The sequence below is a fragment of the Pseudarthrobacter sulfonivorans genome (genome assembly GCF_031454915.1).
GTDB lineage: Bacteria > Actinomycetota > Actinomycetes > Actinomycetales > Micrococcaceae > Arthrobacter > Arthrobacter sulfonivorans_C.
In genome coordinates this window covers 414,467-428,962 of the sequence record NZ_JAVDRS010000001.1, presented here as the reverse complement: position 1 = coordinate 428,962, position 14,496 = coordinate 414,467, and the positions used below count along the sequence as shown (strand labels likewise).

Here is a 14,496-nt window from a genome sequence, read left to right as displayed (position 1 = left end):
GACGTCAGGCCCGGGACGCCAGCCACCGGTTGAGGAGTCCTTCGGGAACTTCCTCGGCCGTCAAGGCGAAAGTCCGGTGGTCAGCCCATTCCCCGTTAATGTGAAGGTAGCGGGGCCGGTAGCCCTCGTCGCGGAAGCCCAGCTTCTCAACAACGCGCAGGCTGGGTCCGTTCTCGGGCCGGATATTAATCTCCATCCGGTGCAGGCCCAGGGCCTGGAAGCAATGATCGGTGGCCATGGCAACGGACGTGGGCGCAATGCCGTGGCCCGCCCGTGCCTGGTCAACCCAATAACCCAGCGTTGCCATCATGGCCGAGCCCCACATGATCGATGACACCGTCAACTGGCCCACGATGATCGGCGAGGCGGACCTCGGAACCCGCTCGGTGATCAGGAACGGCAAGGCCGTGCCCTGGGCGGCCTGGATCTTGAGCGACCGAACCATCTGCCGATAGTCCGGCAGGGCGCCACCGGGCGCCGGGTTGGAAGCTTCCCAAGGCGCCAGCCACTCCCGGTTGCGTGACCGGACCTCTGTCCATTCCCTCTTGTCCCGGTACCTGATGGGACGCAGGATCAGGTCACCGCACTCCAGGGTGGCGGGCCAGATTGGTCCGGGACGCACGGCAGCTATTTAGCGAGGCCGGCAGAAAAGCCCGGCAGCCATTCGCGCAGGCCAGGACCGAGGTCGTCGCTGTCAATGGCGAGCATGACGCAGGCCTTGAGGTAGCTGAGCTTGTCACCGGTATCGTAACGGCGGCCGCGGAAGACCACTCCGTAGACGCCGTAGCCGTCGCCTTCACCCGCAGCCAGTTCCTGAAGCGCGTCCGTCAGCTGGATTTCCCCGCCGCGGCCCGGACCGGTGCGCTCGAGCACCTCAAAAACTTCGGGGTGCAGGACGTAACGGCCAATGACGGCCAGGTTTGAGGGTGCCTCATCAACCTCGGGCTTTTCGACGAGCTTGTTGATCCTGACGTAACCTTCACCGTCGATGGCCTGAACGTCGGCGCACCCGTACGCACTGATCTGGGACGGCTCCACCTCGATGAGGGCAACTACTGATCCGCCCGTCTTGGCCTGGACTTCAATCATGGTGCTGAGGAGTTCATCCCGGGCGTCGATCAGGTCGTCGCCGAGGAGGACAGCAAACGGTTCGTTGCCGACGTGCTGCTTGGCGCGAAGTACCGCGTGGCCCAGGCCGTTGGGATCACCCTGGCGGACGTAGTGGATGTCACCGAGGTTGCTGGCTGCCTGGATTGACTCAAGCTTTGCCAGGTCCCCCTTGGCTTCCAGGGTGTCCTCCAGCGAAGGAACCCTGTCGAAGTGGTCCTCGAGGGCGCGCTTGTTGCGTCCGGTGATCATCAGGATGTCGTTGAGACCAACGTTGACGGCCTCTTCAACGACGTACTGAATGGCTGGCTTGTCCACCACCGGGAGCATTTCCTTGGGCATCGCTTTGGTGGCCGGCAGGAACCTGGTGCCGAGGCCTGCAGCGGGAATTACGGCCTTGCGTACTGTCTGCTGAGAGGTAGTCACTGGACTAATCTAACGGAGGGGCTGATCATTCAGTAATTATTGGCCGGTCCGGCTCCAGGGCGCTGCATCAGCGCACCGCAGGCGGCACAGCGGCTCAACGGCACGTGAAAGAGGGAACGGCATGTCCGACGGCAACAGTGTGGTCAAAGAGGGCATCCGTGCCCGCCACCGCGAGCACCGGCTCTCCACGAAACCGGACCAGCGCGACGCGGCGGGCGCCGCCCTGGCCGTCCACGGCGTTGCCTGGGCCGAACAGTTGACCGGCGGAACGCCGTCGACTTTTTGCGCCTATTTCGGGGTTGACCCCGAGCCGCCCACCCTGCCCCTGATCCGCGAACTCCACCGCCACGGCCACACCGTCCTGCTCCCCATCTGTGAGCCTGGCCGCCGGTTGAGCTGGGCACACTGGACTCCCGCGGCCGAGTTCGTCCGGAGCCGCTTTGCCCCTGTCATGGAACCCGGCGGCGCCCGCCACGACACGGACGTCATGGCGTCAGTGGCAGGGCTCTTCATCCCGGCCACGGCCGTGGACCGGAGCGGGAACCGGATCGGCCAGGGCGGCGGGTACTACGATGTCCTGCTGGGCTCACTGGACAGTAAAGGGCTGGACATACCGCTGGCGGCCATCGTCTTCGATTCCGAAGTGCTGCCCGCCGGGACCATTCCGGCCGAAGAGTTTGACCGGAAAGTTCCTGTTGCCCTGACGCAGTCCGGTTTGGTTGCACTGACGGACCCGTCCTGACAGCCGCTCCCGGCGCTCTGGAGGGTCCGCCGGCCGGGGGTGATAGAATTGGCACTCAGGCCCTGCGACTGCTAATGGACGGTTTCCGTTCATCACGGCACAGGACCTCTCGTTTGCTCCAGAGGAGGATCATCAGTGCCCACTTACGCCTACGCCTGCAAGGATTGCGGCCACGCCTTCGACGTTTTCCAGTCGTTCACTGACAGCACCCTGACGTCATGCCCGGAGTGCCAGGGGGCCTTGCGCAAGAAGTTCAACAGCGTGGGTGTGGTCTTCAAGGGCTCCGGTTTCTACCGGACCGACTCCAGGGACGCCAAGGGAAGCACGGTTTCTGCGGCGCCCGCCGCCGCACCCGCCCCGGCTGCTGCACCGGCACCTGCCGCTGCCGCTGCCAGCTGACGTTTACTTCCTCCCTCTCATCGCGGGCTGAACTGCCCCCGCCAAGCCGGGTGCCGGCGCGCTGTCGAAGGCAGCGTCCGACGCCGTCGGAGCAGTTGTCCACATAGGCACCTTTTCTGCTGTCCGGCGCCGTGCTCCGAACGTAGCGTGGGTCCCATGCCCGCCACCCTCTTCCGCCCCAGCCGCCGGTCCGCCCCGCCACCACGTGCGGTCCGCCACCCGCTTCCGGCACGACGCACCAGCCGCCGCGGCAGACAGAGACTTGGGTCGTGGCTTAGCCGGAACCGACGTCTCGCCATTGCGCTCCTGCTTTGCCTCGCTGCCGGGATCACTGTCCATCAGCTCACTCCCCCGCCTGCCGACACGGCTACGGCGTTGGCCGCAGCGCGGGACCTGCCCGCAGGCTCGGCGTTGGCAGCAGCCGACCTGACGCCGGTGAAGATTCCGCCGCAGATGGTCAACGCCGGGTCACTGACCCACGCCAGCGAAGCCACGGGCAAGCAGCTGGCAGCCCCGCTGCGGAAGGGCCAGTTGCTGACCGATTCCCAACTGCTGGGGCCCGGCCTCCTGACCGGAACGCCGCCAGGCTCTGCTGCCGTGCCGTTGAGGATGGCAGATCCTTCCTCCATCCAGCTGGTATCGCCCGGGCAGCTGGTCAACGTGGTGCTGACCGGCACCAACGGCTACGACCAGAACACCCCCGCTGAAGTGCTCGCTTCGTCCGTAGCTGTCCTTTGGACTTCCGGGCAGGGCGGCAAGACGGGGCAGTGGCTCGGCACAGGCGAGTCCGACGGACTGATTGTGGTGGCGGCCGCCCCTGAACAGGCCGCCCGGCTGGCGGGCGCGTCCACGCAGGGCAAGCTGTTTTTTGTCCTGGTGGGTCCCCCGGGCGCGGCGGGGTAACGCAGCGTGGCCGGTCTCAGCCGTTGCCTTTTTATCCCCAGTGCGGCGGCTTGTTTTCCTTCAGCCAGGCATCGTGATCGTTGTCCGCGTCATCGCCCCAGTTCCTGGGGTCATCCTCCGCAGCTTTGTTCGGCAGGATGTCTGCGGCACCTGCCTGCTGGTCTTCCGGTGCTGGCGCCTGCCCGGTGCCTTCGGTGTCCGGCTGGTCATTGCCGTCAGTACCGGCCTGGCCGGGGTTCTGTGGGACCACGGTAACCATCTCCTCACTGTCCAGGCGTTCGGCCTGGTATTCGTCATTTTCCGCGGTTCCCGGCGTGAACGAATCCACGTCCTCGTCAAAGAATCCTCCGGAGGCGGTGCCCCGGCCCGGTGCGAGGACATTTTCAAGGCCCAGGTAACCTGCAATGCGGTCGGCGCAGGTGGACGGGTCCGTGAAGACTTCGATGGTCCACAGCGGCATGTACCGCCAGCCCATCCGTTCCAGCAGTTGCGGGCGGAGGCGGCTCCGCTCGCGGACGCTCATGGTGCGGTACTGCTCCGTGCCGTCGGACTCAATCGCTACCGGCCACGGGGTATCGGCGTCGTCCTGGCCCATGGTGCTCAGCGGGTCGGCCGCCGCCACGACGTCAATGACGCCGTCGTACTGGTGCCAGACCCGGGCGCCACGGGCGCGCAGCCGGTCGCCGAGATCGGCCACGAGGGGATCGGCCCCGAGTGCCTGCTCACTGGCGGCGGCCCTGGACGCCGGGGTTCCGAGGTCCGTCTTTCCCGCGATCTCACGGTTCAGGAGCTCGTAGAAGTCCACGGCGCCGTACGAAAGCCGGGTGTGATCGAGGTCCTCGGGCTGGAAGCACGTCAGGACGTGGATTGACCGCCGGGCACGCGTCATGGCGAGGGCGAACTTTTCACGGCCGCCCTCGGCGGAGAGCGGCCCGAAGTTGTGCAGGGCCCTGCCGTGAGGGGTGCGGCCGAAGCCGGGCGAGAAGATGATGTGGTCGCGGACAAGGCCCTGCGCCCGCTCCAGGTCAACCACCCGGAACGACTCCGGCCCGCCGCCGAAGAACCCGGCCAGGGTCGGGTGGTTGGGCAGTTGCAGCCGGATGGACTCGCCGATCCGGGCCGCGTGGCGCAGGCTGGCGGTGACCACTGCAAGGGAGGTGCGGGAGCGCATGCGTGCGTGTTCGAAAACGAGCTGCACCACGCGGTTGACCTCGGCCACCACGGACTCGACGCCCTCGTGGTCTGCACTCGGCAGGCCGGTTCCGTCCGGCAGGTATTCCACCGTCAGGGCCCGGTCCAGGCCTGTGGCCGCCTGTCCTTCGGGGAGCCGGCGGAGGCCGTCGTCGTAAAAATTCTTGCTCAGCTGCAGGACGAGGTCCTCGTCCACGGCGCGGTAGACAAAATTCAGCCGCCACACGGGCAGCACGGCAGACAGTGCGGAATAGGCGCTTTCGACACGCTGGTGGGGCGACTCGCCAACGGCCAGGCGCTCCACGCCCACGGTGAAAGTCCGCGGGCTGGCGATCTTGGCATCACCGAACGCAATGACCTGCTTGGCCCGGGCGATGGACGGCAGGACGGCCTGCAGCGATGTCGCTTCAGCGTCCAGGATGACCACCGCATCAAAGCGCTGTTCGGCCGGCAGGAGCCCCGTCATCAGGTACGGGCTGACCGACCAGACGGGTACGAGCATCGGGACAAGGTCCGGCGCCTGTGCCGTCAGCGCGGCGAGGGTCACCCTGCCGTCCTTGAGCAGGCTGCGCAGCAGCTGGGCCTGGCGGGGGTGCTCTGCAAGCGCGGCCCGCCACCGTTCGGACAGATCCCAGCGCAGGCGCGCTGCCCCGCTGGCGATGTGGGCATTGTCCGCGAGCCGGTATTCGGCTTCCAGTTGCCGGAGCGCGTCACCGTCGGACATGGCCAGGTAATCGTCGCCGCTGATCATCGCTTCAAGGGCGGACTGCCACCAGGCGAGCTCGAGCTCGGCGGCCACGGACTCTGCGGGTACCTCGCGGTTGGCAAGGTCGGCGAGAAGTTCACCCAGTCCGTGTTCGCGCATGTTTTCCACGAGCAGCGTGCGCTCAGGCAAGGTTTTCAGGGTGTGCGTGTCCGCCACCAGCCGCTCCAGCCGCTCCATGAGTTCTTCATAGCGGGCGGTGGCCAGTGACCCGCCGGCCTTCGTGTGCTGCAGCGCCTCCCCCAGCTCAGTCAGTTCCCGGTCCAGCGAGCGGTACAACACGTTCATCTCGGCGAGGCCGGAGGGAACGGCCGGGTGGCGCTGCGTGGTGGCGTAGCCGGACCAGAGGGCCCGCTGCTCCTGCACCAGCACCAGCGAACTGTGGAGATCAGCAATGTGGACGCCAGGACGGACGTACTCCTTGGCAACTCGGCGCAGCCGGGAACGCTGCATGGATGCCATGTCGACGTTCCGCTCCCGGCGCCAGGCAGAGGATGCCGTGGCGGAAATCAGGTCGTGGACTGGCCTGTCGAAGATGTCCGGGGTGAACTTATCCAGGCTTTCGCGGACAGCCACGAGCAATTCGAGCTGCTCGCCCCATTCAGCGAAGGATGTGCCCAGCCGGATCTCGGCGTGTTCGGCCACGCTGTACATCCGGTCACGCAGGACCGGCAGGTTCGTCGCCACGGAGCGGGCCAGCTCCTGGGCTTCCTCGGTCTCCTTGCGCGTGAGGAGCCTGGCACCGTGCCACGGACTGGTGGTGGACGCCCTGCTGAAACTGCCAAGCTCCGCGGCGCGGCGCAGCCTGCCGGCAAGTTCGTTGCGGTCGCGGATACTGTCCAGCACGCTCCGCTTGAGCCGCACCGTGGTTGCGGGCGCCGGGTGGATGGACGTCAGCTCGGCGAGCGACTGCATGGCCTGGTACGGCGAGCAGCCCCAGCGCTGGCGCACGTTGTGCAGGGAAGCCACATGGTCCATCAGGGCGTGCCGGTGCTCGGTGAGGGTCCTGTGGAGATTCCCCAACTGCGGTTCGAGTGATTTCTCGTTCCGCACGATGGCGCGGACCAGCTGGGCCTTGAACTGCTGTGGCGTGGCTGTGCCGGAGAGCTCGAAAAGGATGGATTCCAGGCCCAGCGATTCCAGCTGCGCTGACATTTCGTTGAGGCTGGCCCGGCGGTCACCGACAACCAATACCGACCGCCCGGCATCCACCAGGGCGCCGATGGTGTTGATGGCAGTCTGGGTCTGGCCGGTTCCCGGCGGTGTGCTGACCACCAGGGAGTCCCCCGCACGGGCAGCATCTATGACGTACTGCTGGTCCGGATCGGCATCCAGCAGGAGGAGTTCGTCCTCGGGGTGGCGCTGGTCAAGACTGGGAAAGCGGGACGTGTCCGGCTCGTCAACGTCAACCACTTCGCCGCCGGCTGCCTTGGCCAGCGCGTTGATGAGTGGGTTGCCCGCATTGATCCAGGGGTCGTCGAGATTGCCGGAAAGATCGGCAAAAGTGGAAACCAGCAGGTTGTGCTGAGCTTCCGCTCCGTGGATGGGCCTGATGAGCCCAGCGAGCCGGTCCAGGACGGGCTGGGGATCGAAGCGGGCGGTGCTGTAGGCGAGGCGGGTGACTGCGTTGACGTCAAAAACAATGCCGTGGATGGTCTTCAGGTGCCGGACCAGGGCCGGGTTGATGTGGGCCTGCTCGGTGAGCTGAAGCTCGTAGTCGTCCTCGCCGGGACGGACCGTGAGCGAAATTGCGGTGAGCATGACCGGAGCTGAAACGCGCTGGGGTTTGCCGCCGACGGCGGAGGTCCACACCACGGTGCCTGCGGACAGGTACCCGGCATCAATACCGCGGTCGTTTGCAAGTTCGAAGATTTTGGAGCGGATGTTCCGTGATGCCCGCGCCGCCACGACGTACTGCTGGTGGTCACGGATCAGGGTGGACAATCTGGTGCGGCGGCCCGCCATCAGCTGGGCAAGCCCCGAAGGGTGGGCATGGGTCAGGTCAATTGAACCTTCGGGGGTCTTGGTGAAACGCAGCATGGTGTCTGCCCCGGTGACGGGTTTAAGCCCGGACAGCCATTTTCCAAGCTCTTCAGAACCCTCCGGGTGGCCTTGACCAACTGACACTACTGCCTTCTTTTCTGCGTTTGCACGTGACGCCTTGGACCATACCGGCATACTTTCGAGCGTAGCCGCAAAAGGAGCCCGGATGAGAGACCGCAACACTGGGTCAGGCCAAATTGCGGGATTTGAACGGATAAAAAGCAATGGCCGGCCTCCTGACGGAGACCGGCCACTCACACTGCTATTCCCACTCGATGGTTCCCGGCGGCTTGCTGGTCACGTCCAGCACCACCCGGTTAACGCCTTCCACCTCGTTGGTGATCCGGTTGGAGATCCGGGCGAGGAGGTCGTAGGGCAAACGGGACCAGTCGGCCGTCATGGCGTCTTCAGACGACACGGGACGGAGGACGATCGGGTGGCCGTAGGTGCGTCCGTCGCCCATCACGCCGACGCTGCGGACATCGGCGAGCAGGACTACCGGCATCTGCCACACATCGTTGTCCAGGCCGGCCGCGGTCAGCTCGGCGCGGGCAATGGCGTCCGCCTTGCGGAGCAGGTCCAGGCGTTCCTTGGTGACTTCGCCGACGATGCGGATTCCGAGGCCGGGCCCGGGGAAGGGCTGGCGGCCGACGATTTCCTGGGGCAGCCCCAGCTGGGCGCCGACGGCACGGACTTCGTCCTTGAAAAGTGCGCGCAGCGGTTCCACGAGTTCGAACTGCAGGTCCTCGGGAAGACCGCCCACGTTGTGGTGGCTCTTGATGTTGGCTGCACCTTCGCCGCCGCCGGATTCAACGACGTCGGGGTACAGCGTGCCCTGAACCAGGAACTTGATCTTTTCACCGTGGGCAGCCGCCTCGGCGATGATGGCCAGCTCGGCTTCCTCGAACGCGCGGATGAACTCGCGGCCGATGATCTTGCGCTTGGTCTCCGGATCGCTGACGCCCGCCAGGGCGGCCTGGAACCGCTCCTGCTCGTTCGCAACGTAAAGCTTGACGCCGGTAGCGGCTACGAAGTCGCGTTCCACCTGTTCGGCTTCGCCTTCGCGCAGCAGGCCGTGGTCAACGAACACACAGGTCAGCTGATCGCCGACCGCGCGCTGCACCAGTGCTGCGGCAACTGCGGAGTCAACGCCGCCGGAGAGGCCGCAGATGACCCTGGCATCGCCGATCTGCTTGCGGATCCTGTCCACCTGCTCCTCGAGGATGTTCCCCGTGGTCCAGTTGGGCTCCAGCTTGGCGCCCTTGAACAGGAAGTTTTCCAGCACCTGCTGGCCATAAGCCGAGTGCTTCACCTCCGGGTGCCACTGCACGCCGTACAGGGACTTCTCCTCGTTGGCGAAGGCAGCCACTTCAGCGCCCGCCGTCGTCGCCAGCACTTCAAAACCTTCGGGGGCCGCGTGCACGGAGTCTCCGTGGCTCATCCACGTGTTCTGGTGCTGCGGCATCCCCTCGAGGACGGAGCGGCCCTCACCGAGGATGGTGGTCTGGGTGGAGCCGTATTCCCGCAGGCCCGTCTTGTCGACTTTGCCGCCCAGCGCGTTTGCCATGGCCTGGAAGCCGTAGCAGATGCCGAAGACCGGAATTCCAGCCTCAAACAGGTCGGCACCGACGGAGGGTGCGCCGTCTGCGTACACGCTGGACGGGCCACCCGAAAGGATGATGGCAGCGGGATTCTTGGCCAGGAGCTGCTCGGTGCTGTAGGTATGCGGAACCACTTCCGAATACACATTCGCTTCCCGGACGCGGCGGGCAATCAGCTGCGCGTACTGGGCACCGTAGTCAACAACCAGCACCGGCTTCTGGGAAGTCTGGGATGCAGAGGGAGTAGTCACCGTACTAGCCTACTTTGCGCGGTTGCCACGCCGCACCTTCAGGCCCGTGGGTGTGACGCAGTGAACGTCCGACGGCGGGACGCCCCCGCCGCCGTTGCAGGGTTCAGTACCGCTGTGCAGCCTGCGGGTGCGCGGCCAGTTCCGCTTCGACCTCGGCGTGGAACTTCTTCTCCACCACGAAGGACAGGAACGGCACCACGCCACCCAGTGCCAGCAGGACCAGCTTCAGGAACGGCCAGCGCATCAGGGACCACAGGCGGAAGTTGGAGATCAGGTACACCACGTACATCCAGCCGTGGACGATCAGCACGGCGACGGAAAGGTTGGCTCCGCCCTCAACACCCTTGGGTTCGGCGTCTGCAAAGCCCAGGCCGAACGGCTGCCCGGTCACGGCGTTGGTCCCGCCCGCGAACAGGTACTGGCCAAAGGCGTAGCGGGCAATCAGCTCAGCGCACAGGAGCAGCAGCATGGCGCCGGTCAGGTAGGCCAGCACCTTATAGAACTTCAACGCGGACCGGATCTGCGCCTCGGTACCGCCGAAGCGGCGCTTCTTGGTTTTTCCCTGCGGGGAATCCTGCTGGATGGCGGGCTTCGGTTCGATCATGGCTTTACCTTTTGTTCGAGCTGTTCAGAAGTTGGCTGGCTGGGCGGGGTGTCATGGTGGTCGTCGAGATCATCTTCGAGGTCCCGCCGGTAGTCGTCCTTCACCAGCCGCCACCAGATAAACAGGGCGAAGCCGGCAAACACTACCCACTCCAGCGAGTAGAAGAGGTTGAGCCAGTTGACCTTTTGGGCCGGCGGCTGGGGTCCGATGTTCAGCGGCTTCAGGTCTCCGCCAACTGCCGCCGCGCTCAGGTCGGAGCCGCCCGTTACCTCGGAGGTGGCGGCGACAAATCCCGGGTAGCTGCTGATGTCCCAGTAGTTGATGAGCTCGGCGACGGAGACAGCAGTGGCTCGCCCCGCTTCCGGCGCGGTCTCCGGGAGCGGCGATTCGGAGGGAATCAGCCGTCCGGTCAGCTGAACAGCGCCCGACGGCGGTGCGCCGGCGTCGCCGGGATCGGCCACCCAGCCCCGGGCGACGGGAATCCATGTTTCGGGGGAAGCGGCGACGCCGCTGAGGGCAGGCGCCCCCTTGACGGCGAAGGCAGAGACAACCCAGTAGCCGCTGTTGCCGTCCTTCAGCCGCCCCGGCACCAGCACCTGTTTTGCGGCGTCGTATGAGCCTTCGGCGGTGACCATCTGGTCCGACACCGATCCGGGGAAGAAGTTTCCGGGTTCCAGGGTCTCCGTAAGCGGCCTGGTCTGCTCGGTGGCCGGACTGACCGGAACCTCGGGTTGCACGGACCGCCCGAACTGCCACTGGCTGAGCAGGACAAACACCCCGGAGACGGCGATCGCGAACACCAGGCCTGCGATCCATCGGGGCTTAAGGGCTGTTTTCCACACCCTTTAAAGGTACTTCGTTCAGCTGTAGAACAACTAAACGGGCCCTCCCCGCCCGGAATGGGCCTGCCTGGAGTGGGGCAGCCGGGGCGTATGGGACCCTGCTGCCCCAATCTTCAGTGGTCGAAGAACACCAGGCTGGAGTTGATCAGCTCGGAGATGACCTCGGCATCGTAGGCCCGGCGGAGGGACTCGCGGAACGACTCCTTCGAAAGAGACCGGGCCAGGGTTGCCAGCACTTCCAGGTGGTCGGAAAACGAGCTTGCCGGGGTGGCGATCAACAGGATGACGGTGGCGGGACCGTCGGTGGCGCCGAAGTCCAGGGCGTGCCCGTACTTGGTGATCCCGACGGCGATGGACGTCCGCGAGACGAATTCGCTGCGGGCGTGCGGAAGTCCGATTCCTCCGGGCAGGCCCGTGGCGAGCTGGTGTTCCCGGGCATTGACGTGTTCCAGGAAGCCCGGGAGGTCCGTGACGCGGCCGGATGCGAAGAGACGTTCCGCGAGTTGTGCCGCCGCGTCCGCTTTATCCGTTGCCTCCAGCTCCAGGATCACCAGATCGGAGGTGGTCAGGTCGGCATCGTACCGGTCAAGTAGTTCCGCCAAGGAATGTCCCTTCAGAGAGGCGAGAAGTGGTGATGCGCATGGCTCTCAGCGCAAGGGAACAATGTCCTCCACGCCCAGGCGTGCGGCGTCGGCTGATTCGTCGTCCGGCTGCTGCTGGCTGAGCCGTTCGGCCTCAACTCGTGCAATGTAGTGCTTTATTTCACTTTCGCGCTGCACGTCGCTCCAGCCCAGGACTTCGCCCATCAGTTTAGCGACAACCGGCACCGCGGACACGCCACGGTCCCACGCCTCGATGGAGATGCGGGTCCTGCGGGTCAGGACGTCATGGACGTGCCTGGCACCCTCGTGCGTGGCAGCGTAGACAGCCTCCGCCTGCAGGTAGTCGTCGGCGCCGGGCAGCGGCTCGGCCAGTTCGGGCCGTTCCTTGATGATGGCGAGCACTTCCGGCGTCATGGAGCCATAGCGGTTGAGCAGGTGTTCCACCCGGGCCACGTGCACGCCGGACTCTTCGGCCGTCCTGCTCCTGCGGTTCCAGGCCGCCTTGAAGCCGCTTGCCCCAAGCAGCGGAATCGTTTCGGTGCAGCTGGGCGGGACGCGCTCATCCATGGTGCGCGTGGCCTCGTCCACCGCGTCCTTGGCCATCACGCGGTAGGTGGTCCATTTGCCGCCAGCCACTACTACCAGGCCCGGCACGGGATGGGCCACCACATGTTCACGGGACAGTTTGGCGGTGGAGTCGTTCTCACCGGCCAGGAGCGGACGCAGCCCGGCGTAGACTCCTTCGACGTCTTCCCGGGTCAGGGGGCGTTTGAGCACTGTGTTGACGTGTTCGAGAATGTAGTCGATGTCCTTGCTGGACGCTGCCGGGTGGGCCTTGTCCAGGTGCCAGTCGGTGTCCGTGGTGCCGATGATCCAGTGCCGGCCCCAGGGGATCACAAACAGCACGGATTTTTCGGTCCGCAGGATCAGGCCAACGGTGGACTGGAACCGGTCGCGCGGCACCACCAGGTGGATGCCCTTGGACGCCCGGACCTTCAGCTGTCCCCGGTCGGTCACCATGGCCTGGGTCTCGTCAGTCCACACCCCCGTGGCGTTGATGACCTGCTTTGCGCGGATGTTGAACTGCGAGCCGTCCTCGTGGTTGACCACCTTGGCACCCACCACACGTTCGCCCTCACGGAGGAAGTCCACAACGGCCATCTGGTTCACGGCGTGGGCGCCATAGTGGGCTGCCGTCCGGATGAGGTTGGCACAGTATTTGGCGTCGTCCACCTGGCCGTCGTAGTAGCGGATCGACCCCACAAAGGCATCTTTTTTGAGGCTGGGCGCGGCCCGGAGGGTCCCCCGCCGGCTGAGGTGCTTGTGGAACGGAACGCCACGCCGGTGCCCGTTGGAGATGGACATCAGGTCGTACAGCGCGATGCCTGCCCCCACATACGGCCGTTCGAGGAACGGCTTCGTCAGCGGGTAGAGGAAGGGCACCGGCCGGGCCAGGTGCGGGGCGAGTTCGGAGAGCAGCAGCCCCCGCTCCTGCAAGGCTTCCTTGACCAGGCCGAAGTCCAGCATTTCGAGGTAGCGCAGGCCGCCGTGGATCAGTTTGGATGACCGGGAGGACGTGCCGGCCGCCCAGTCGCTGGCCTCCACGATCCCCACGCTGAGGCCGCGGGTCACCGCGTCCAGGGCCGCCCCTGTACCGACGATCCCACCGCCCACAATGAGGATATCCAGTTCGTTGCCGGGCTCGGACGTTGCCCTGAGCCGGGCAATCGATGCTTCCCGGGCTGCGGGGCCCAGGGCACCGCCTTCGTTTGGAACATTGTTCATGGAACGCCTCCCATTGCCGCTGCTGCCGGTAGTAAATCCACACTACTTCCTTGCCGCGCGGTTGGGCAGGCGTCCCCGGGTCAGTTGCCGGTGTAAGGGGACACCACGACGTCGACGCGCTGGAATTCCTTCAGGTCCGAGTAACCCGTGGTGGCCATCGAGCGCCGCAGCGCGCCGATCAGGTTGGACGTGCCGTTGGTGTGGTGGCCGGGCCCGAAGAGGACCTCTTCGAGTGGCCCGACCGTGCCGACATTTGCCCGGTCCCCGCGGGGCAGTTCCAGGTGGTGGGCCTCCTGGCCCCAGTGCCAGCCCTTGCCGGGAGCCTCTTCGGCCCTGGCGAGGGCACTGCCGAGCATGACGGCGTCGGCGCCCACGGCGATTGCCTTGACGATGTCACCCGAGGTGCCCATTCCGCCGTCGGCAATGACGTGGACGTAGCGTCCGCCGGACTCATCCATGTAGTCGCGGCGGGCTGCTGCGACGTCGGAGATCGCGGAGGCCATGGGCGAGTGGATCCCCAGGGCGCGGCGGGTGGTGGCGGTGGCTCCCCCGCCGAAGCCGACCAGGACGCCGGCGGCACCGGTCCGCATCAGGTGCAGGGCGGGTGTGTAGCCGGCCGCGCCGCCCACAATCACCGGAACGTCGAGTTCGTAGATGAACTGCTTCAGGTTCAGCGGTTCGTCTTCTTTCGAAACATGCTCGGCGGACACGGTGGTGCCGCGGATGACAAAGATGTCGACGCCGGCGGCCACCACGGTCTTGTAGTGTTCCTGCGTTCGCTGCGGCGTGAGCGATCCGGCCACCGTCACGCCGGCGGCGCGGATTTCGGCGAGGCGGGAGGTAATCAGGTCCGGCTGGATGGGTGCGCGGTAGAGCTCCTGCATGCGGCCGGTGACGGCGGGGCTGTTGACCTCGTCCTGGAGGGCGCCGATCTCGTCAAGAATGGGCTGCGGGTCCTCGTAGCGGGTCCAGAGGCCCTCAAGGTCAAGGACGCCGAGTCCGCCCAGCCGGCCCAGGGCAATGGCCGTCGCCGGGGACATGGCCGAATCCATGGGTGCCGCGATCACGGGCATGTCGAACTTGTAGGCATCGATCTGCCATGAGACCGACACGTCCTTGGGGTCGCGGGTACGACGGTTGGGGACAATCGCAATGTCATCCAGGGAGTAGGCACGACGCCCACGCTTGCCACGGCCGATCTCGATCTCGTAAGTCACTGCTCTAGGTTATCCCAGCC

General features: G+C 65.9%; 12 protein-coding genes. 3 read left to right on the top strand and 9 right to left on the bottom strand.

Annotated features, from left to right (window positions below; genetic code table 11):
- Positions 1–4 precede the first annotated feature (4 nt).
- Entirely contained in the window at positions 5–622 is a 618-nt protein-coding gene (locus J2808_RS01935; RefSeq protein ID WP_309810815.1) for a GNAT family N-acetyltransferase, read from the bottom strand.
- Between the two features lie 5 nt (positions 623–627).
- Positions 628–1,533, bottom strand: coding sequence for a UTP--glucose-1-phosphate uridylyltransferase GalU (gene galU / locus J2808_RS01930; protein WP_309810812.1), 906 nt, complete (start codon positions 1,531–1,533; stop codon positions 628–630).
- 121 nt (positions 1,534–1,654) lie between these two features.
- On the opposite strand from galU, the gene J2808_RS01925 reads away from it, so the two are divergent.
- The 3 genes from J2808_RS01925 (at position 1,655) to cpaB (ending at position 3,577) form a co-directional block, all read left to right on the top strand.
- On the top strand, positions 1,655–2,275 hold the full coding sequence (locus tag J2808_RS01925) for a 5-formyltetrahydrofolate cyclo-ligase (RefSeq protein WP_309810809.1): 621 nt from the start codon (positions 1,655–1,657) through the stop codon (positions 2,273–2,275).
- Between the two features lie 135 nt (positions 2,276–2,410).
- The gene (locus tag J2808_RS01920) at positions 2,411–2,674 is read left to right on the top strand and encodes an FmdB family zinc ribbon protein (RefSeq protein ID WP_309810805.1); all 264 of its coding nucleotides are present in this window, start codon (positions 2,411–2,413) and stop codon (positions 2,672–2,674) included.
- Positions 2,675–2,830: 156 nt separating this feature from the next.
- On the top strand, positions 2,831–3,577 hold the full coding sequence (cpaB, locus tag J2808_RS01915; protein ID WP_309810802.1) for a Flp pilus assembly protein CpaB: 747 nt from the start codon (positions 2,831–2,833) through the stop codon (positions 3,575–3,577).
- Positions 3,578–3,608: 31 nt separating this feature from the next.
- On the opposite strand, the gene J2808_RS01910 is transcribed toward cpaB, so the two are convergent.
- The 7 genes from J2808_RS01910 to J2808_RS01880 form a co-directional block, all read right to left on the bottom strand.
- Positions 3,609–7,709: a DUF4011 domain-containing protein gene (locus tag J2808_RS01910; protein WP_309810799.1), complete on the bottom strand. Its 4,101-nt coding sequence runs from the start codon at positions 7,707–7,709 to the stop codon at positions 3,609–3,611.
- A 127-nt stretch (positions 7,710–7,836) separates the two neighbouring features.
- Entirely contained in the window at positions 7,837–9,426 is a 1,590-nt protein-coding gene (guaA, locus tag J2808_RS01905) for a glutamine-hydrolyzing GMP synthase (RefSeq protein ID WP_309810796.1), read from the bottom strand.
- 103 nt (positions 9,427–9,529) lie between these two features.
- Positions 9,530–10,030 (bottom strand): DUF3817 domain-containing protein, encoded by a 501-nt coding sequence (locus J2808_RS01900; protein ID WP_309810793.1) that lies wholly within the window; start codon positions 10,028–10,030, stop codon positions 9,530–9,532.
- Complete coding sequence (locus J2808_RS01895; protein WP_309810791.1) at positions 10,027–10,872, bottom strand: SURF1 family protein; 846 nt, start codon at positions 10,870–10,872, stop codon at positions 10,027–10,029. Before J2808_RS01895 ends, J2808_RS01900 begins: the two co-directional genes overlap by 4 nt.
- 113 nt (positions 10,873–10,985) lie before the next feature.
- Positions 10,986–11,474 carry a PTS sugar transporter subunit IIA gene (locus tag J2808_RS01890; protein WP_309810785.1) on the bottom strand — a complete coding sequence of 163 codons (489 nt, stop codon included), beginning with the start codon at positions 11,472–11,474 and terminating at the stop codon, positions 10,986–10,988.
- Positions 11,475–11,519: 45 nt separating this feature from the next.
- A complete protein-coding gene (locus J2808_RS01885) occupies positions 11,520–13,259 on the bottom strand; it encodes a glycerol-3-phosphate dehydrogenase/oxidase (protein ID WP_309810782.1) in 1,740 nt (579 codons plus the stop codon).
- Between the two features lie 80 nt (positions 13,260–13,339).
- Entirely contained in the window at positions 13,340–14,476 is a 1,137-nt protein-coding gene (locus J2808_RS01880) for a GuaB3 family IMP dehydrogenase-related protein (RefSeq protein ID WP_309810779.1), read from the bottom strand.
- Positions 14,477–14,496 lie beyond the last annotated feature (20 nt).